The sequence below is a fragment of the Agrobacterium sp. 16-172Ci genome (assembly GCF_053522725.1).
Window position 1 is genome coordinate 1 of record NZ_JBNWBW010000045.1, and the last position, 19,491, is coordinate 19,491.

Annotated in this window: 19 protein-coding genes; all 19 read left to right on the forward strand. The window is 57.9% G+C overall.

Translation table 11 applies throughout. The features are described 5' to 3' along the window. The first annotated feature begins 97 nt into the window (after window positions 1–97). The 19 genes from ACQZ40_RS24985 to ACQZ40_RS25075 all read left to right on the forward strand — a co-directional run bounded on the left by ACQZ40_RS24985 (window position 98) and on the right by ACQZ40_RS25075 (window position 19,415). On the forward strand, window positions 98–1,516 hold the full coding sequence (locus ACQZ40_RS24985; RefSeq protein ID WP_448748856.1) for a DNA polymerase: 1,419 nt from the start codon (window positions 98–100) through the stop codon (window positions 1,514–1,516). After that, window positions 1,516–1,722: a hypothetical protein gene (locus ACQZ40_RS24990; protein WP_065656098.1), complete on the forward strand. Its 207-nt coding sequence runs from the start codon at window positions 1,516–1,518 to the stop codon at window positions 1,720–1,722. The genes ACQZ40_RS24985 and ACQZ40_RS24990 overlap by 1 nt, the downstream gene beginning before the upstream one ends. An 86-nt stretch (window positions 1,723–1,808) precedes the next feature. Next, complete coding sequence (locus ACQZ40_RS24995) at window positions 1,809–1,994, forward strand: hypothetical protein (RefSeq protein ID WP_448748857.1); 186 nt, start codon at window positions 1,809–1,811, stop codon at window positions 1,992–1,994. Next, complete coding sequence (locus tag ACQZ40_RS25000; RefSeq protein WP_448748858.1) at window positions 1,987–2,766, forward strand: hypothetical protein; 780 nt, start codon at window positions 1,987–1,989, stop codon at window positions 2,764–2,766. Before ACQZ40_RS24995 ends, ACQZ40_RS25000 begins: the two co-directional genes overlap by 8 nt. Further along, window positions 2,751–3,458 (forward strand): deoxynucleotide monophosphate kinase family protein, encoded by a 708-nt coding sequence (locus ACQZ40_RS25005; protein ID WP_448748859.1) that lies wholly within the window; start codon window positions 2,751–2,753, stop codon window positions 3,456–3,458. Before ACQZ40_RS25000 ends, ACQZ40_RS25005 begins: the two co-directional genes overlap by 16 nt. Before the next feature lie 25 nt (window positions 3,459–3,483). After that, window positions 3,484–3,948 (forward strand): hypothetical protein, encoded by a 465-nt coding sequence (locus ACQZ40_RS25010; RefSeq protein WP_448748860.1) that lies wholly within the window; start codon window positions 3,484–3,486, stop codon window positions 3,946–3,948. A gap of 206 nt (window positions 3,949–4,154) precedes the next feature. Beyond that, window positions 4,155–4,355, forward strand: a complete 201-nt coding sequence (locus ACQZ40_RS25015) for a hypothetical protein (protein WP_136882668.1) — start codon at window positions 4,155–4,157, stop codon at window positions 4,353–4,355. A 235-nt stretch (window positions 4,356–4,590) separates the two neighbouring features. Continuing rightward, entirely contained in the window at window positions 4,591–6,129 is a 1,539-nt protein-coding gene (locus ACQZ40_RS25020; RefSeq protein WP_448748861.1) for a portal protein, read from the forward strand. Between the two features lie 129 nt (window positions 6,130–6,258). Continuing rightward, window positions 6,259–6,639, forward strand: coding sequence for a hypothetical protein (locus ACQZ40_RS25025; protein WP_448748862.1), 381 nt, complete (start codon window positions 6,259–6,261; stop codon window positions 6,637–6,639). Window positions 6,640–6,647: 8 nt separating this feature from the next. Beyond that, window positions 6,648–7,424, forward strand: coding sequence for a capsid assembly protein (locus tag ACQZ40_RS25030; protein ID WP_448748863.1), 777 nt, complete (start codon window positions 6,648–6,650; stop codon window positions 7,422–7,424). A 60-nt stretch (window positions 7,425–7,484) separates the two neighbouring features. Next, a complete protein-coding gene (locus tag ACQZ40_RS25035) occupies window positions 7,485–7,655 on the forward strand; it encodes a hypothetical protein (RefSeq protein ID WP_448748864.1) in 171 nt (56 codons plus the stop codon). A 259-nt stretch (window positions 7,656–7,914) separates the two neighbouring features. Then, on the forward strand, window positions 7,915–8,892 hold the full coding sequence (locus ACQZ40_RS25040; RefSeq protein ID WP_448748865.1) for a phage capsid protein: 978 nt from the start codon (window positions 7,915–7,917) through the stop codon (window positions 8,890–8,892). A gap of 72 nt (window positions 8,893–8,964) precedes the next feature. Next, window positions 8,965–9,588: a hypothetical protein gene (locus ACQZ40_RS25045; protein WP_448748866.1), complete on the forward strand. Its 624-nt coding sequence runs from the start codon at window positions 8,965–8,967 to the stop codon at window positions 9,586–9,588. Further along, window positions 9,588–11,969, forward strand: coding sequence for a phage nozzle protein (locus ACQZ40_RS25050; RefSeq protein ID WP_448748867.1), 2,382 nt, complete (start codon window positions 9,588–9,590; stop codon window positions 11,967–11,969). Before ACQZ40_RS25045 ends, ACQZ40_RS25050 begins: the two co-directional genes overlap by 1 nt. Next, on the forward strand, window positions 11,969–12,433 hold the full coding sequence (locus tag ACQZ40_RS25055; RefSeq protein WP_448748868.1) for a hypothetical protein: 465 nt from the start codon (window positions 11,969–11,971) through the stop codon (window positions 12,431–12,433). Before ACQZ40_RS25050 ends, ACQZ40_RS25055 begins: the two co-directional genes overlap by 1 nt. Further along, on the forward strand, window positions 12,426–12,962 hold the full coding sequence (locus tag ACQZ40_RS25060) for a virion core protein, T7 gp14 family (RefSeq protein ID WP_448748869.1): 537 nt from the start codon (window positions 12,426–12,428) through the stop codon (window positions 12,960–12,962). Before ACQZ40_RS25055 ends, ACQZ40_RS25060 begins: the two co-directional genes overlap by 8 nt. Window position 12,963: 1 nt before the next feature. Then, a complete protein-coding gene (locus tag ACQZ40_RS25065; RefSeq protein WP_448748870.1) occupies window positions 12,964–15,006 on the forward strand; it encodes a hypothetical protein in 2,043 nt (680 codons plus the stop codon). A gap of 15 nt (window positions 15,007–15,021) precedes the next feature. Further along, entirely contained in the window at window positions 15,022–18,885 is a 3,864-nt protein-coding gene (locus ACQZ40_RS25070) for a transglycosylase SLT domain-containing protein (RefSeq protein ID WP_448748871.1), read from the forward strand. A gap of 62 nt (window positions 18,886–18,947) precedes the next feature. Further along, window positions 18,948–19,415 (forward strand): phage tail fiber domain-containing protein, encoded by a 468-nt coding sequence (locus ACQZ40_RS25075; protein ID WP_448748872.1) that lies wholly within the window; start codon window positions 18,948–18,950, stop codon window positions 19,413–19,415. The last annotated feature ends 76 nt before the right edge of the window (window positions 19,416–19,491 follow it).

Genomic DNA, 19,491 nt, shown 5'->3' on the forward strand with positions numbered 1-19,491 from the left:
AACCTCAATGGGGGAAATGACTGTAGCGCATGACATAAGGTATAGACTTAAAGCTAATCAGCAAATCACGGCAGACGGCCTTCGGCGGAGGGTTACGTTGTACGCCCGCATTATCAAGAAAGAGCCGACCGAAAAGTCCCTCTGGATTGAACACGAGTTCTGCAAGATCATTGCCTTGCAGGAGCGACACGGCTTCGCCTTTAACGAGGACGAAGCGGTCAAGCTCTATAACCAACTCGTCAAGCGGCGGCTGGAAATCTCTGGCGAGCTACAGGAAGCGTTCCCCCCGGTCGAGAAGACCGAGGTGTTCATTCCCAAGGTGAACAATCGCCAACGCGGCTACGTGAAGGGCGAACCTTTCACGAAGAAGTGGATGGTCGAGTTCAACCCATCGTCCAGGCAGATGATCGCAGATCGTCTTCAAGCGATGGGATGGGTTCCTCAGGAGTTTACCCCCTCAGGTCAGCCAAAGATCGACGAAACGATCCTTCAGGCCCTCCCATATCCCGAGGCCAAGGTTCTCGCTGAACACTTCCTCGTAGAGAAACGCATAGGCCAGTTGGCCGAAGGCGATCAGGCTTGGCTCAAGCTCGTCAGAAAGGGACGCATTCATGGCTCAGTCAACACCAATGGTGCGGTCACTGGGCGCTGCACTCACAGTAACCCGAACGTGGCTCAGGTGCCGCGTGTGGGAAGTCCTTACGGAGCTGAATGCCGCGCTCTATTCGCCACGACCGCACGTTGGGTTCTGGTTGGTGCGGACTTATCTGGCTTGGAGTTGCGGTGTCTCGCTCACTTCATGGCCCTCTTCGACGGGGGCGAATACGGACGTATCGTCCTCGAAGGTGACATCCATACCGTAAACCAGAATGCTGCCGGTCTGCCGACCCGTAACGACGCCAAGACCTTCATTTACGCTTTCCTCTACGGGGCAGGCGATCAGAAGATTGGAAGCATCGTTGCTCCCGATGCCTCGCCTGAGGAACAGAAGCGCATCGGTAAGAAGCTCAAGCGACAGTTCCTTGCGAAGACCCCGGCATTGCGCCGCCTTCGTGAAGTCGTCGAGCTGAAGGTTCTCGGGTTCGTCCCGAAGGCCAAGCCGCTCCTCGTCAACCCGTCATACGAACACCTATGGAGGCAGGACAGCGCCAAGCAGTGGTGGTTCAAGGGTGGTGCCGGTGGCGTGCTGATCGGCCTCGATGGTCGCAAGCTGCACATTCGCTCGGCTCATGCTGCCCTTAATACGCTCCTGCAATCTGCCGGGGCGCTCATCTCGAAGGTCTCGATGATCTTTGCGTATCAAGAACTATCCACTCGTGGTTACGTCTTCGGTCGTGACTACACCTTCGTCGCTCATATCCACGATGAAATCCAAACCGAATGCCGCCCTGAACTGGCGGATGAGGTGGGGCAGATCGTCGTTCAGGCCATGCGGGATGCGGGAACCTTCTTCGCCTTCGGTTGCCCGATTGATGGCGAGTTCAAGATCGGAAACAACTGGAAGGAAACCCACTGATGATCGAGGTTTTAACTCGGGCCTTGGAGGAACCCTTCAAGACCAAATCCAACTTCGCCCGTGAACACGCCGATCTGGTGGCTATGGCTGCCAGTGATGGCTTCATCACGACCCGCGTTGCTTGCGGCCTTTACTCCCGCAAATGGCTGATCACACCGACCGGCCTGTCCCATCTCTACGCGCTGACGGGACGAAACCATGACTGAGCGAATGGCCGTCGCCCTTTCGGCGCTGATCATTCTCGCCATCACCCTGAACGTAATCGACCTCTTTATCTAACAGGAGAAGCCCCATGAAGCGTTGGGTTACCTTTGGCCGCACCGAAAGCGGCGACACAATCGTCCCTATCATCTGGGACACGCAGCCTCCTGAAGAGGCCGTCAACGAAGCCTACGAGGCTCTTTACCCCGATGAATACGCCTATGTCGGTTTCGTTCTCTGGACGGCGATGCAGGCAGAGGAGGCCGTTCTTGTCTAAGCGCACCCTCCTCATCGACGCTGACGTGGTGGCCTATGTGGCCGCTTCGTCCTGCGAGGTGGCGACACACTGGGGAGACGGTTACTGGACTTGGCATGTCGACGAAAACGAGGTGAAGGCCAAGGTCAAAGACCAGATCGATGAGATGATGGCGTCACTGGACGGTGACGAATACAAGCTCTGCCTCACCGACAGTCTCGGCAACTTCCGAAAGTCCGTCCTCGCCACCTACAAAGGCAACCGTGCCAGCATCAAGAAGCCCCTTGTTCTCATGAGGATCAAGGAGTGGATGATCGAAGAGTTGGACGCGTATTTCCGCCCCGGCCTCGAAGGTGACGATTGCATGGGCATCCTCGCCACCATGAAGGGCGGTACTCTCAGCTCTCATGAGCGGGTGATCGTGTCCATCGACAAGGACATGAAGACCGTCCCGGGATTGTTTTGCCGGAATGTATCCACTGGTGAAATCCTCAACGTCAGCGAAGCTGAGGCCGATTACTGGCACCTTTACCAGACCCTCACGGGAGACGCGACGGACGGCTATGCCGGTTGCCCTGGCATCGGTCCCGTGGCCGCCGAGAAGCTCCTTGGCCCCGTCAGTGATGCCGCCAATCTCGACCTGCTCGGGACGTGGGCGCGCATCGTGGAAGCCTTCGAAAAGAAGGGGCTGACTGAAGCTGACGCCCTCACACAAGCCCGCGTGGCCCGCATTCTCCGGGCCTCTGACTACGACTTCAAGAAGAAGGAGCCAATCCTATGGCGTCCACAGTAAACGGGATGGTTCTTCGCTGTACCGGCTGTAGCTCAACCATGACCGAGGACGAGCTTCGCGAGAAGAAGAAGACAAACCCTTTGCTGCGCTCGTGCTGCCCTGAGAGGAACATGAGATGGCAGCCCAAGGGGAAGCTTGTCGCGCTCTACAGTGACGCGGCGGGCAGTGGTAAATCTGAAGTCGCCAAGGTGCTGATCGCTCAGGGCTACGTTAACGTGAAGTTCGCTGGTCCATTGAAGGACATGGCGCGTGGCCTCTTGAAGTCTATGGGCTTTGAGGCTGAGACCGTGGAGCGGATGATTGAGGGTGACCTCAAGGAAACCGTCATCCCCGGCTTCAAGACTGTCACGCCGCGTCAGATCATGCAGACACTTGGCACCGACTGGGGCAGGGAAGCTATCGATCAAGACCTCTGGACGAATGTGGCCCGAGCAAAGATCGAGAAGCTCCGCAACAAGGGCGTTAATGTCGTTGTAGATGACCTCCGTTTCCCCAACGAGTACGACCTCGTAAGGGGGCTTGGTGGTTTTGCGGTCAAGGTTGTCCGACCTGACCCTTCGCGGGAAGCAGGCGGTGCCTATGAAGGCAAACTCCGAGGTCACGAGTGGCATCATCTCATCTTCAACACGGGCAGCCTCTTTGACCTGAAGGGCAAGGTGCTGAGCTTTGCGTCCTACATTCAAGACGTTTAACCAATTGTAATCACAGGTGGATCAAATGAAGTATCTTTCCAGCCTTCTGGCTCTCGCCCTCGTGGCAATTCTCTCCATCGCCCCGGCAATCGCTGAGGCCAAGTCCTTCGGCGGCTTCCGTGGTGGCAGTTCGTTCCGCTCCTCGTCGTTCTCGTCGCGCTCCTACAGCCGACCCTCGACCTCGTATTCGCGACCGTCAACCAGCTACTCGCGTCCATCCACGAGTTACTCCCGACCGGCCCCGGCGTATCGCCCTTCGACGACCTACAATTCCAACACGGTCATCCAGCAGCGGAGCGGCGGTGGTTTCTTCAGTGGCATGTTCGGCGGCCTTGCCGGTTACTGGATCGGTTCGCAGCTCTTTGGTGACGACAAACCGGCTGAACCTGCACCCGCACCGACCCCGGCTGTTCCGACCGAAGCGGCCCCGAGCGCCCCGGCTGAAGCCACTCCGGCCCCGGCTGCCGAGGAGACCCCGAAGGCCGAATAAGTGACCCTGCAAGATCACACGAATGAAAACCTACCGAGCAACTTGAAGGTTTCCCGAAAGGGGAACCTCCTCGTGTTCGAGACCAGAACAGCGACGATCTCGATGGATTTCAACCGACGAGACGAGATCATCGCGGCAATCAAATCCTTGGGGTGAAGACCGCTCCAAGGACAACCGGCAATTACCCCACCCTTAAGGATAACTCGATGGATCGAAGCGATCTCCCGCCTATTCCGAAAGACCTCATGGAAGCCCTTGATAAAAGGTTCCCCGAGAAATCCCCCTCATTGAAGACCTCCATAGATGAGATCAGATTTGAGAGTGGGAAGAGGGCGGTCGTGAGGTTCCTCCTCGATCAATACAACCTTCAGAATGAGAAGGTGATCAAGACACAGGTTCTCAAGTAATGTGCAAACCCAAAGTCACGCAGCAGAAGGTTGAGCCTGTCGCTCAGACGCCGCCTCCTGCACAGCCAGCCGCGACCGTAAATCAATCAGCTCCCCAGACACCTGACGAAGCATCCCCCGAAGCTGCCGCCCTGAGGGCAAAGCGAAAGGGCCGCTCCAGTCTGCGCATCCCGCTCGATGCGGGGGTAGGTGGCGGCAACACGGGAATTAACGTCCCTCAGCAGTAAGGCCCCGAATGACCGGAAAAACAGCAGCCGGTCGTTACCAACAACTTTCGAATGCCCGAACGTCCGTCCTTGAACGGGCGCGCTCCGCAGCCAAGCTCACCATCCCGTCACTCATGCCCCCTTCAGGGCATTCCGAGTCTTCCACCCTGCCGACCCCGTTTCAGGGCATCGGTGCACGGGGTGTGAACAATCTCGCATCAAAGCTCCTTCTGGCGCTGCTCCCTCCCAACTCTCCCTTCTTCCGTCTAATGATCGACGACTTCACGCTGGAGAAACTTACCCAACGTGAAGGTATGAGAGCCGAGGTCGAGCGTGGTCTGAACAAGATCGAGCGCGCTTTGATGACGGAAATCGAGACCACGGCAATCCGTGTCTCTGCCTTCGAAGCACTCAAGCAGCTCCTCGTTGCTGGTAACGTCCTAATCTATCTCCCTCCCGAAGGGGGCATGAGGGTCTTCCGTCTCGACCGCTATGTGGTCAAGCGTGACCCGATGGGTAACGTGATCGAGATCGTCACCCGAGAAGACATCTCGCCTGACATGGTTCCTGAAGCCATGAAGGCGCACGTCAAGCAGAAGTCCACGTCCAACGAAAAGACCACTGAGCTTTACACTCACGTCATTCGTCAGGCCGACAAGTGGATCATCCGCCAAGAGATCAAAGGCATGACTGTGCCGAAGTCCCGAGGCTCTTATCCGATTGATAAATGCCCGTGGATTGCCCTTCGCTTCACCAAGATCGATTGCGAAGACTACGGGCGCGGCTACGTCGAAGAATACTACGGCGACCTTCTCTCCCTTGAGGAACTGCAGAAGGCCATCGTGGAAGGTTCCGCAGCCGCCGCTAAGGTTCTCTTCCTTGTGAACCCGAACGGCACCACGAGGATGACTGACATTGCGAAAGCGCCTTCCGGCTCTGTTCGCTCCGGTAATGCCGAGGATGTTAGCGTCCTCCAGCTTGAGAAGTTTGCAGATTTCCAAATCGCCTTCAAGACGATTGAGACAATCCAGCAGCGCCTATCGTTCGCCTTTCTCCTGAACACCGCTATCCAGCGGGCGGGGGAGCGCGTCACGGCAGAAGAAATCCGCTATATGGCGGGTGAGCTGGAGGATGCCTTGGGTGGCGTCTACTCGATCTTGTCGCAAGAATTTCAGCTCCCGCTCGTCCGCGTGATCATGTTCCGAATGGAGCGTCAGCGGAAAATCCCGGCGCTCCCCAAGGGCGTTGTGAAGCCTACCATCACGACCGGCCTAGAGGCCCTTGGTCGCGGCCACGACATGAACAAGCTGAACCTCTTCGCAGGTGCCGCCGTCCAAGCGGCAGGGCTGCCCCCTGAGGTCAACAAGGCCGACTTCCTGACCCGCGTTGGTACCGCTCTCGGCATCGACATGTCTGGCTTGATGCTCAGCCCTGAACAACTCGCTCAGGCACAGCAGGCCGATATGATGCGGCAGATGATGGATAAGCTCGGCCCGAAGGGCATGGACATTGTTCGAGATCAACTCAAACCAGAGGTGCAGGATGGCGCGCAAGCCCAAGCTCAATGAGCCTCAGACGGTTGATAGCGCGGCTGAAACTGCCCCTTCACCTTCTGAAGCACCCGCCGCGAAGTCAGAGCCGAAACGCACTGAACACGAAGGCGGCATCGTCTCTATCGATTACTAAGGAAACCCCACATGGCCTCATTCGGCGATGCTTTCAAGGCTGCCCGCTCAGCCGGGAAGACAACCTTTAAGTGGCAGGGGAAGTCCTACCACACGAAAACCAAAGACGAGATGGAGAAGACGAAGAAGTCTGTGCCTGTCCCGGCTGCCCGTCCCACTGGGGATGAAGGCAAGCGGTCCAGCTCCGTCTCAGGTGAGGGGAAGACCTACAAGGCTCCCGCACCAGCCACCGACGCCTCGACTTCTTCGAGCGCCGCTCCATCAACTGAAGCCAAATCTCCGGCTCCCACTGCGCGGCCTCGTCAAGGGATGCATAATCGCAAGAAGGGTGAGAGGTCGTGGCGTGATGTTGGCATGAAAATTATGCGCGGCGAAGCGCTTGATCTCCTGTGAGGTAATAATTGGAAACTGTAGTAACACCCGAAACCCAGACCCTCACTCCCGGCACGCCTGAACACGATGCGCTGATGGTCGAGAAGTTCCAGTCCCAGTCCACCACGACCGACAAGACCACTTCCGAAACCGTAGAGCGCCCCGCTTGGCTCCCCGAGAAGTTCTCATCTCCTGAAGACCTGGCTGCGTCCTACGCCGAGCTGGAGAAGAAGCTCTCCGGCGGTCAGGAAGAGAAGCCCGCAACCACCACTGAGACGCCCCTTGAAGAGGCCCGCTCGGTCGTTGACGGCGCTGGCTTGGACTTCAACGCCCTGAGTGACGAGTTCATTTCGACCGGCGCACTTTCCGAAGGCAGCTATAAGACGCTCGCTGAAAAGGGCTTCGACCGCGATCTCGTGGACAGCTACATCGAAGGTCAGACCGCGAAGGCCGATCTCTTCCGCGCCGAAGTCCTCCTCGAAGTAGGCGGCGAACAGTCCTACACCGACATGGTGACGTGGGCTGCTCAGAACCTCTCGAAGGCGGAAATCGAAGCCTACGATGCTCAGGTGGATAGCGGCAACCTCACGGCTGCAAAGATGGCCGTTGCTGGCCTGAAGGCTCGCTTCCAGCGCGACAATGGCGAAGAGCCTGATCTCTTGAACGGAGACACTGGTGGTGCCTCTGTGGAGACCTTCCGATCCACCGCCGAGCTGACCGCAGCAATGCGTGACCCTCGCTACAAGAAAGACGCCGCATACCGTGCGGACGTTGAGCGCAAGCTCGCCAAATCTTCTCTCTTCTAACAGGAGGAAACTATCACCTACCTCGCACTTCTCTGGGCGCATCTCGACGATATCTTCGCCGTGCTGTTCGCAATTCAGGCCGCACTCGTCACAATCACGCGCCTGACCCCGACCCCCAAGGATGACGCTATCGCAGCCAAGGTTCTGACCTTCCTCGAAACGCTTGCATCCGTCCTGTCCGTCAAACGGAAGGGCTTCCCTGAAGCACCCGCCAAGCCGGGACTTTACTAAAAAACCAACGCGCCTAGCCTTGGCACCCCTCGTCACAACCTAAGTTGAGATTGTGGGGGTGGGGTTAGGCGCGTCCTCATTACTACCCTGTGAAAGATGTTCGACAGTGCTGCGTGCCTCATACGCGGCTGTCCAAAGGTAATCCCCAGAACACCACTCAACAAGCTCAGCCCCGATGCGTCGGGAGAACTTTGTCGTGTCGAGTGAAGACGTTCGGGAAGCCTGATCAACTTCCAACTCTTCACAGGAAATACATTATATGGCAAACGCCAACGTTACCCGCATTGGTCAGATCAACGGTTCTGGTGATGTGGATGCACTGTTCCTCATGAAGTTCGCTGGTGAAGTCCTCACCGCCTTCGAGGAAACCAACGTCGCACTCGAACATACGATGACGCGTACCATCGATTCCGGCAAGTCGGCTCAGTTCCCGGCGACCGGTAAGGTGGGCGGTGAGTACCACGTCCCGGGTACCGAGATCACGGGCTTGAACCTGAACTCGGCTGAGACGATCATCACCATCGACGATCTACTGATTTCGCACGGCTTCATCGCCAACATCGACGAAGCCAAGCAGCACTACGATCTGCGCTCGATCTACTCCACCGAAATGGGCCGCTTCCTTGCCCGCACGATGGACAAGCACCTGCTTCAGGTAGGCGTCCTCGCAGCCCGCGCAACGAACGTTGTTGATGGTGAGCCGGGAGGTTCCGTTATCCTGACGGGCGAAGCCGGTCTGCCGTCCACCCCGAACTTCGACACGAACGGTGATCACCTCGCTTCGGCGCTGTTCATCGCCGCTCAGAAGATGGACGAGAAGGACGTTCCCGAAGAAGAGCGTGTAGCCTTCGTCCGACCGGCCCAGTACTACAATCTCGTCAAGGCCACCAACAACCTGAACAAGGACTGGGGTGGCATGGGTTCCTACGCTGAGGGCAACATCCTCAAGGTGGCAGGTATCCAGATCATCAAGACGAACCACCTGCCGAAGGCTGACCTGTCGGCTTCCACGGGTGTTGAGGCTGGCACTGGCAACAAGTACCGTGGCGACTTCTCAAAGGTCTCCGCGCTTGTCATGCACAAGTCGGCTATCGGTACCGTCAAGCTGCTCGATATGGGCATGGAGTCGGCCTACGATATCCGCCGTCAGGGTCACCTGATGGTCGCAAAGTACGCAGTCGGTCACGGCATCCTGCGCCCGCAGGCTGCTGTCGAAGTCCGCAATTCTGCGACCTAATCAATCCACCTGTAAATACATTGGGGAGGCTCCTTCTGGGGTCTCCCCTTTTTTTCGCCGTTGAGAGGCTCAATGTCCGTCCTTTCCCTCACTCCGACCACGGAGCTTGAGGCGATCAACCTTATGCTGTCCGTTATCGGTGAAAGCCCCGTGAATACGGTGGAAGACACTGGAATCGTTGACGCGGTTGTCGCCCGTCAAATTCTTACGCAATCCAGTCGAGACGTTCAGGTTGTTGGCTGGCACTGGAATACCGAAGTCAATTACCCCTTGCCCGCGTCCTTCCCTGAAGGGGAAATCGCGCTGCCCCCGAACACCCTTCGAGTGGACGCTACCGGCGACGATGCAAGGCTCGATCTGGTTCAACGTGGCAACCGGCTCTACGACCGTGTGAACCACACCTTCAGCATCGGCAAGACGATCAAGGTAGGCATCGTCCTCTTCCTGCCGTTCGATCAGCTCCCTGAGGCTGCGCGCTCATACATCGTCATCCGAGCTGCCCGCCAATTCCAAGAGCGGATGGTCGGCTCTGAGACCCTCTGGCAGTTCAACTCCCGAGACGAGGTGAGGGCGTGGTCTAACCTCCAGTCGGCTGAAGCTGAGACGCTCGACCTGAACGTCTTCCGAGACAACTCATCCGTGCGCCGAGTTACCGACCGGGTAATTGGTACCAACATCTCGGGAGTGCTCCTCTAATGGCAGGCGCGCTCGTCTCAACTACCATCCCCAACCTCATCAACGGCGTCTCTCAGCAGCCTTACGCACTACGTCTGGCAAGCCAGTCTGAAGCCCAAGAGAATGCCCATAGCTCGGTCGTTGAGGGGCTTCGGAAGCGGGCTGGAACAACGCACCGCGCCAAGATCGTCGATGCCCCTTCAGGTGAGCTGTTCACCCACACCATCAACCGCGACCGGAACGAACAGTATGAAGTCCTGATCGGCGGGGGTGACCTGAAGGTTTACGACCTCAAGACCGGAACGGAGAGGGCGGTGACATTCCCGAATGGGAAGAGCTACCTCGTAGCCGCTGACCCGCGCTCAGCCTTCAAGGCCGTGACGATTGCAGACTTTACCTTCATCATCAATCGAACGGTGGTGACGCAACAGTCCGCCGATCTCAGTCCTGTAAGAGCGCCCGACGCCCTCGTTTGGATCAAACAGGGCAGTTACGGTACCAAGTATACGATCACGCTCAACGGTGCCTCCTACACCTTACAGACCCCTGATGGTTCGACGGCGGCGCATATCAACGATATCCAGACGGACGTGATTGCTGGCCGACTTATCTCCGGCCTTCAGGGTGTGGTAGGCGGCTTCTGGTTCTCCCAGAATGGTTCGAGCATCCTCATCGGTCGCAACGATGGCGGCAACTTCAGCATCTCGATCAGCGATAGCCAGGGCGATCAAGCCACGAAGCTGGTGAAGGGCAGCGTTCAGCGCTTCTCCGATCTCCCCGCTAAAGGCTTCGACGGCTTCACTGTCGAGATTGCCGGCGATCAGTCCTCATCCTTCGACAACTACTACGTCCGCTACAGCACCTCGACAGGTGCCAGCTCGGGCGTCTGGGTGGAAGGCGTGAAGGGTGGCGAGAACATCCGCCTGAACAAGGCGACGATGGCCCATGCACTGACCCGAAATGCGGACGGTAGCTTCACCTTCAAGCCTGTCGATTGGATCGAGCGGAAGACAGGTGACCTCGATAGTAGCCCGATGCCTTCGTTCGTCGGGAAGACGCTGAACGATATCTTCTTCCACCGCAACCGCCTCGGCTTCATCGCGGATGAAAACGTGGTCTTCAGTCGGTCTGGCGACTTCTTCAATTTCTTCAGATCGTCGGCCACTCAGGTTCTCGATACCGACCCCATCGACGTGGCCGTATCGCATATCAAGGTCTCGATCCTCCAGCACGCGCTTCCCTTCAATGAGACGCTCTTGCTGTTCTCGGAGCAAACACAGTTCCAGCTCGGGGCCGCCGATCTCCTGACGCCCCAGACAATCTCGATCAACCAGACGACAGAGTTTGAATGCTCGCTCAAGGCTCGGCCCGTTGGCGCTGGCCGGAACGTCTACTTCACGTTCAACCGGGGCAGCTTCTCTGGCCTGAGGGAATATTTCGTGGACGGTGATACGAACACCAACGACGCCTCTGACGTGACCTCTCACGTTCCGGCTTACGTCCCAAGGGATATCTACAAGATGGCTGCCTCCTCGTCTGAGGACACCATTGCGATGATCTCGGAGACAGAGCGCAACGTGATCTACGTCTACAAGTATTTCTGGAACGAGCAGAAGAAGCTTCAGTCGGCGTGGTATCGATGGACGTTCCCCGAGACCGATAAAATCCTCTCGGTCGAGTTTGTCGAAAGTGACCTCTTCCTGATCGTTCGCCGCGCCGATGGTGTCTTCATCGAGAGTATGTCCGTTAACCCGGGCTATAAAGATGAAGGCTTTGAGTTCGGCTTGCACCTTGACCGAAAGGTCACTGAAGCGCGCTGCACTGTGGCCTATGATGCCGTTGCGAACGTGACCACGATTACGCCGCCATATAATCTGGAGGCTGGCCTTTTGACCTCCGCAAACCCCTACGAGATCATCGCCCGAAACGGCGACCCTCTGAAAAAGCCGGGGCAGATTATCCCGTACACAATGAGCGGTGGTAGTTTCAAGGTGGCCGGTAATCTCGCCAAGTTCTATGTAGGTCGATCCTTCACGATGCGCTACAGGTTCTCAACCTTCGTCATCAAAGAGGAGGCTATCGGTGGTGGTGAGATGACGGTCGGGGAGGGCCGTATTCAGCTCCGTAAGGCGAACCTCACCTACGACAACACAGGCTACTTCCGTGTGGTCGTTACGCCGTTCCGACGCGACCCGTATTCCTACGTGTTCTCAGGCCGCGTGATTGGCTCAGCCAAGAACGTCATCGGTCAGGTGGCCGTAGACGGTGGCCGCTTCAGCTTCCCCATCATGTCTAAGAACGACATGGTGACCATCGACATTGTTAATGACACCTTCCTTCCTTGCGCGTTCCTGAGCGCGGAATGGGAGGCCCTTTACGTAATCCGTTCCAAGAGGTTGTGATGCTGGAAACACGTCACTCCCGCCCCGAGGACGTGACCTATCTAGCCCCCAGACTTCGCCCTGAAGACCTTCGAGAGTTGCTCGCTGCTGGTTCCCCCAGTGCCGAGCAAGCTCTTGAGGACGGCCTTAAGCTGTCCCGTCAGTGCATTTCAGTGGTTGATGAAGAGGACAATGCAGTCGCCATGTTCGGTGTCTGCCCCTCCAATGAACCCGAACTGGGCTACATCTGGCTCCTCGGAAGCGATGAGATCAAGACAAACAAAACGAGGTTCCTCAGGCGCTCAAAGCTCTGGGTGGAAACCTTCCACGAAGAATTTCCCGTTCTCGCTAACTCTGTAGACCAGCGCAACACTGTCCACCTTCTGTGGCTTCGTTGGCTTGGCTTCAAGTTCCTGAGGACGGTCAACTCGCTCGGGCCGGGGAAAGAACCCTTCTACGAGTTCGCGAGGATTAAGAATGTGTGACCCGCTATCGATGATCGGCTTCGGTATTGCGGCTGCCTCTCAGGTCGTCAGCTACCAAGGGCAAGTCGCAGCCGCCGAGCAACAGAACCAGCTCTACCGCGAGAACGCGGCTAGGGCGAACCAGAATGCCCGCGATCAGATGTTCCAGACGCAACAGCGCATGTTGCAGGAACAGGAGGCAGCAGCCGCTGAGAAGATCGACAACACCCGCGAGGCGAGGGCAGCTAAAGCAACAGCGTCAGTGGCAGCCGGTGAGTCTGGCGTGACCGGCCTCTCGGTCGATGCTCTCATGAGGGAGTTTGATGGCCGCGCCGCTGAGGCTAACGACCGCATCGACCAGAACACCGAGTGGAGCATGACGCAGCTCAACAACGAAATGAAGGGCGTGCGTGCAAACGCTGAGGACCGCATCAACTCGGTTCAGCGTGCCGCCAAGCCGTCCTTCTGGGACGCTGGCTTAAGGATCGCAGGGGCGGGGCTGGACTCCTACACAAGCTCCAAGAACCGTCAGCTCACGAGACGAGGATAACATGGTAACACTCCCGGGCCTCAGGCCAATTGATGAAGACCGCCGAAGCTCGGAAGCTAAAGGTGCGAAGAGCCGCGTTCAGACACCCTCCAGCTCGAACATTCGCAAGCCTTCGCTGCGGCCTGCCGCTTCCCCGGTGGACACCTACGCTCGACCGGAGCAAGCCCCTATCGGTTCGAATGGTCTTGAGGCGCTGGCCCAGTCGTTGGCTAGCATCCAGCCGAGCATCCAGAACTTTATCGGCGTGCAGGCTAAATCTAAAGAACAGCCGATTGATGCTGATTATGACACGGCTCGAACGGCGATGCTCGGCATGTCTCCAGAGGAACGGGCGATTGCCATCAAAGACGGTAAAGTTCCGGCGCTGACCACTTTGGCGGGCCGTGAAGTGGCCGGTGAGCGTGTCGCCTACGACCGCTCGCTTGCCATCATGGAAGCCTATAACACCTCCTTTGACAAAGGCTCGGGCGATATAGACGCGTTCCTGTGGTCTCAAATCAAAGAGGACTATGAGAAGTACGGCAGCGACTCCGTATTCATGGGCGCTTACTCGAAACAGATCACCGCAGTTACCGACCGACTGAGAGGGCAGGCCGTTGACGACCGCTCGACCTTTGAGATGGAGAAGCGGACTGGTGATGTTTACGAGAAGTGGTCCGCAAAGGCTTCCTTCGAGCTGGCCGAGGGCAAAGCCCCTGAGGATATCGTGAAGGACACGTTTTCCGACTTCGGTAAGAACCGTGACCTCCTTCGACTGCCCTTCGATAAGCAGCAAGAGATGGTCCTTCAGCTTGCCGATCAGGCAGCCACCCGTGGTGACCTCGCCCTGGCTAAAACCTACCTCCAGTTCGAGCGGCAGGATGGCCCCTACAAGGGCAGCCTTCTGACTGACGCTAAGCTGGCGAACAAGGCGAACGATCTCCTGAGCCGTATCGACACGGCACAGCAGAAGATCAACCTTGCCCAGACCGCTGAAGAGGCCGAGGGGCAGCTTGGTACTGAGCTTGACGATGCGTGGCAACGGGGCGAGATCAAGTTCCGCTCTCCTGTCTCGATGCCGACCAAGACTGGCGCGACGAAGGAGGTTTCCGCTGACGATCAGGAGAAGCAGGCCGCACAGCGTGCGCTTGATCGCAGCCGTCAGGTTGCCGCTGAGCGGAAGGAAAACCCCGAGCAGACGACCGAGCGGGAGCTTGAAGAGTTCGCCTCGAATGGTGTGAAGCAGCCTGAATGGTTTCGTGTCATGGATGCTGGAGCCAGCGCCGCCACGGTCCCGAATGTCAGCCTCGATCAGCCGCCTGACGTGCTCGTTCAGGGCTACCAGAAGTACCGCGAGCTGTATGGTAAGGCCCCGGTCTACCTTGAACAGAACCTCAACTCCAAGGCCGCTGATTTCTACGAGATGGTGCGCGTGGGTGAGGAAATGGGATGGGACCAAAGACTGTCCATGTCGGTAGCCATGAAGGCGAGTGCCCCCGGTGCAGCTCAGGACGAAGCGACGCAGCGCGCCCAGTTCCAGAAGCTCAACGCCAAGGTTGCTGACGTGGTGTCTAGCAAGAAGAGCGGGGGCCTGTTTGGTACCGGACTTTTCGGCACGGCCCCTGTCAATGAGGGAACCGTGAAGACAGAGCTGAACCGATACGCTCAGCTCTACATGAAGATGGGCCTTGGAGAGGATGACGCCATTGAAAAGGCTTCAGCCCGCTTCGAGAAGAACTACTTCAATTTCAACGGCACGCTGATCAAACGTGATGAGCGGATGCCCCCGAACTTTGAGAGCTACGCACAAACCGCTGTCAGCTCTTTCGTAGCCAAATACGGCGAACAGCTCCACGTCGATGAAGGCGATCTTTCGCTCCTTCAGGACGGCACCTCGACCGGCTCATGGCTCATCTGGAACCCCTCCACAGGCTCCACTTATCCAACATCAATGTTCCCTGAATCACTCGTCACCTACCGCTCCATGGCCGCTGCAAAGCAGGCTGAGAGGCAGAAGGCCGAGGACGCAGTAGTCGAGAAACACTCGCAGCGAAGGGGGAAGTAATCACAGGAGACATGAATGGCAGATATCAAGGCCATCATCACAGACGCGGCAAACCGCTACGGCGTTGACCCCGAGACTGCCATTCGCATGGCTCGCATTGAGAGCGGTTTGGACCCCCGCGCCCAGAACAAAAGCTCATCCGCTGGTGGCCTCTTCCAGTTCATTGACGGGACGTGGAAGGGCTACGGGCAGGGGAAGAACAAGTACGACCCCTACGCCAATGCTGATGCTGGCGCTCGGTTGATGAGGGACAACATCCAAGGATTGACCCGCGCACTGGGCCGAGCGCCCTCAGCCGGTGAGATTTACATGGCCCATCAACAGGGCCTCGGCGGCGCGCTTACGATCCTCAAGACCCCTGATAGGCCCGCCGCTGAAGTTCTCGGTCGGAAGGCTGTTCAGCTCAACCTCCCGGGCGAACGGAAGGGGGAAACCGATACGATCTCTGCCGGTGATTTCGCTCAGCTCTGGGCGAAGAAGATTGAAAGGGCAGGCGGCGAAAGCCTCCTGTCTGGTGGTGGTGTGTCCAACTCCCTGTCACCCACGAGTGACTATCAAGTAGGTGATGCCAGTAACCCCGCTAAGGCCCCCGTGACGTATGGCGAGATCGATACCCACAAGTTCGTCAATGACACTACCGAGATGCTCCGCACTGAGGAGGCCGAGAAGAAGGCCAAGGAGGTAGCCCCGGGATTTGGTGAGGCTGTCGGCCTAGCGATTTCGAATACGTGGTCGGTCGCGGCCCCTTTCAAGGGCCTCGGCTATCAGACCCCCGACCCTGACTTCAAGGTAACGCCTCAACTCCTGAAGGAACGGGCTGCTGAAATCCCGAACGAACAGCTCGATGAGTTTGCGGATGCTGTCTCTGAGGAGCATTTCGATGCCATCAAGTCCCGCATCTTGAAGCAGATGGAGACCGACCAAAAGCTCGCCTCATTGGGTGGCAAGGGCATTGCCCTTCAGATCGGCACCTCGCTTCTCGACCCCGGCGCTATTGCGGCCACTCTCGCCATCGGCGCGGCAACTGGTGGCCTCGGTCTCCCTGCTGCTGTAGCGGCCCGCTTCGGTCGTGTCGGGACGATTGCCCTCGGCGCTGCTGAAGGGGTGGCCGGTAACCTCGCTGTCGATCTTCCTCTCATGGCGACAAACCCGATGATGGGAAAATCAGATCTCATGTATTCCATCGGTAGCGGTATCGTCCTCGGCGGTGCCTTCTCGGCGTTCCGTAAGGGCGCTCCTATGCTCGAAGCCGAGAATGCCCAGATGGACGCCATAGGCCACCAGATGCAGCGCGAGGCGGTTGAGAGGGTAGCCCCGCAAGGTAGCTCGGTAGGTGCGGCTCAGGCGGGCGCTGACGTGCCGACCTATCGCACTGACGACCGCGACAACCACCGCTTCTGGAAGAAGATCGATCAGGACTTCGAGCTGGTTTATGGCCGCGCTAGATTTGACCTCTCGGCACAGCTCATGAAGTCCGGTGTGCCGATGGTGCGCTCCCTCGGTAACTACCTCGTGGAAAACGCCGCCGGTAACCGTAAGGGGAAAGTGACCGTCATCTCCGCATCGGAGACACAGCGCCGCCTTCAGCGCGTCTCAACGTTCAAGTGGGCGAAAGCCTACGGCGATGCTTGGGACAAGTACAAGAAGCGCAAGGGCGTCAGCCTTTGGAAGTCCACCGAGGAGCAGCGTAAGTTTTCCGAGCAGATCACCGCATGGCAGCGTGCCAAGGGTGTCGATAAGGAAGCCTTCGAACCTGAGGTGAGGGAGGCAGGTGCACAGTTCAACGCAGTGATGCGCGACTGGTGGGCCAAGGCTCGTGAAGAGGGCCTCACCCGTACCGAGATGGGGGCTGACGGCTACGTTCCGCGTATTCCCCACCTTGAGCGCTCCCGAGAGCTGACACATCGGTTCGGCTATGACCGCACTGGTACCGACAATCGAGACGGCCTAACGGCTCTCTATACGTCTGCGATCAAGAAGGCTCAGCCAGACATCGACGACAAGCTCGCTCGAAAAATGGGCTACGCAATTCTCGACCGCATGAACAAGCTCTCAGCCGGTCAGGAGATCGGCATGGCTCGGGGTATGGCCGCTGAGGACATGGACGACTTCCGAGCGTTCCTTACCGACACACGGCTTCAGGACGGTGGCGCTATGTTCTCCGAGCAGGAGATCGAGGATGCCATGAACGTCCTCACGAAGTCCCGCACTAAGGACGCTGAGGCCGGTGGAAATAGCCGCCTTCAGCAGCGCGTCCTTCTCGATGAGAATCACTCAATGGTCATTCGTGACCGCTTCGGCGTTCCTCAGGAAGTCTCGATCAAGGACTTCTATGTCAACGATGCGAACCTTCTCATGCACTCCTACAGTCGCTCCATGTCTGGGCAGATTGCCTTGGCGCGGGTGAAGGTACCTCATCCCGAGAACCCCGGTGAGTGGCTCATTGATGGCATTCGAAACCAGTCTGATTTCAATCGTCTGATCGAACAGGTCAAGGGCGTTGCGAACGAGGAGGCCAAGATCGACCCGAGCAAGGTCAACGTCGAGAAGGATATTGATAACCTTCGCTTCGCTTACAACGCTGTTGCTGGTGTCCCGAACTGGAACCAGTCCTCAGACTGGGCAAGGACATTGAGGGCGATGAGAGACTACAACTTCACCCGCCTCATGGGTCAGGTAGGTTTCTCTCAGATACCTGAAATCGCCCGTGTCGCGTCGCAGTCAGGTATCAAGTCCTTCGCCGCTGGTATGCCGTCCTTCAGGCAGTTGCTTAAGCTGGCCCGAGAGGGGCGCTTAGGTGACGATCTGGGCGATGAGCTTGACGCTATCGGGGCCTTCGGTACCGACCATGTGACGAGCCGCTTCAGCCCCCAGATGGACGACTTTGGTATTCCGACGCATCTCCGCTCGACGACGCCTCTGGCAAAGACCCTCGACCAGCTCGACCCGAAGCTGAAGGCGATCAATCACGGCGTTTCAATGGTCTCCGGTATGGCTCCCATCAACGCGGTGTTTCAGCGTTGGGCCTCCCGCGCCTTTGCGGTGAAGTTCGTCAACATGGCGAAGTTCGGGGACAAAGTGAACATGGATCGGCTCAAGCTCCTCGGCCTGACGGCTGACGATGCCGAGCTGATCTTCAAGAACATCCGCAACCATGCCACCTTCAAGGGAGGCGTTCAGCGAGGCTCGAAGCTCGAAGCTCTGGGCATCGCGAAGTGGGAAGGGAAGGCAGCAGCAGCGTTCGAAAGCGCTATGTTCAGGGCCTCCCGAAGCATGATCTTGGAGAACGATGCAGGCCAGTTTGCGAAGTGGATGAGCAGTCCTCTTGGGCAAACCGTTCTGCAGTTCCGGTCCTTTGCGGTCGGTGCCTGGACGAGGGCGCTCATGCAGGGCTTGAACATGCGAGACATGGACGCCTTCATGGGCATGATGGGCGCGATGTTCCTCGGCTCGCTCACTTATATCGGTCAAACGCACCTCAACACGTTGGGTGACCGTGACCGCGAGAAGAAGCTGAAAGAGCGCTTGTCCCTCCAGAACCTTGCCCTTGCAGGCTTCCAGCGCACCTCCGAGTCGTCTCTTGTTCCCATGCCGCTCGATATGGCTTCTGCCCTTATCAGCGGTGAGACGATCTTCGACTTCCGCTCTACCGGCCTGAAGACCGACCCCATGAGCCTCTTCGGTAATCCTACAGGTGACCTCATCACGACTGCCTTCCAAGGCGCTCAGGGTGTGGTGACGGCCATCGGCGGTGACGACTACTCTCAACCTGACGCCCGCAAGCTGTTCCAAGCAGCTCCCGGGCAACGCATCGTCGGGATGCAGTGGTTCTTCAATTGGCTGGCTTCTGGCCTGCCTCAGCGGGAACTTCGCGACTAAATCAAATCACATGTGAATTAACCCTCGGGGCAACCCGGGGGGAACTCTTATCAGGAGCATTCATGCCTCTTGCCTATGCGCAATCCCTCGGGGATGGTGCGACGCGAGTATTCAGCGTCCCGTTCCCGTACATTTCCAAGACGCACGTTCAGGTGCGCGTTGAGGGCGTAATTGTCCCATATACGTGGCTCTCCGAGACCTCCATCCAGCTCGTCTTGGCACCTGCCGTAAACGCGGTCGTTGATCGTCGGCGCGTGACCCCTCGTGACACCCTTTTGGTTGACTTCGTGGATGGCTCGACGCTGGTTGAAAGTGACCTCGACCTTTCGGCCCTTCAGGTCTTCTACCTCGCTCAGGAGGCGTTCGATCTCGGGGAAGCCTCCCTCGGCGTGACTGAAGACGGTTCGTTCTCGGCGCTTAATCGACGTATCTCGAACGTCCTCAATCCCGTCAACCCGCAGGATGTGGCGACCAAGAACTTCGTCGAGACCGGGGTAACATCCCAAGTGTGTTTCGGCGTGGAATATTGACCCCTCTGGCGGGGTGACCGGCGTCCAATTTTGACCCCCCACCTGTTTCGTCTGACCATCCGTCTTTTGCTGGCGG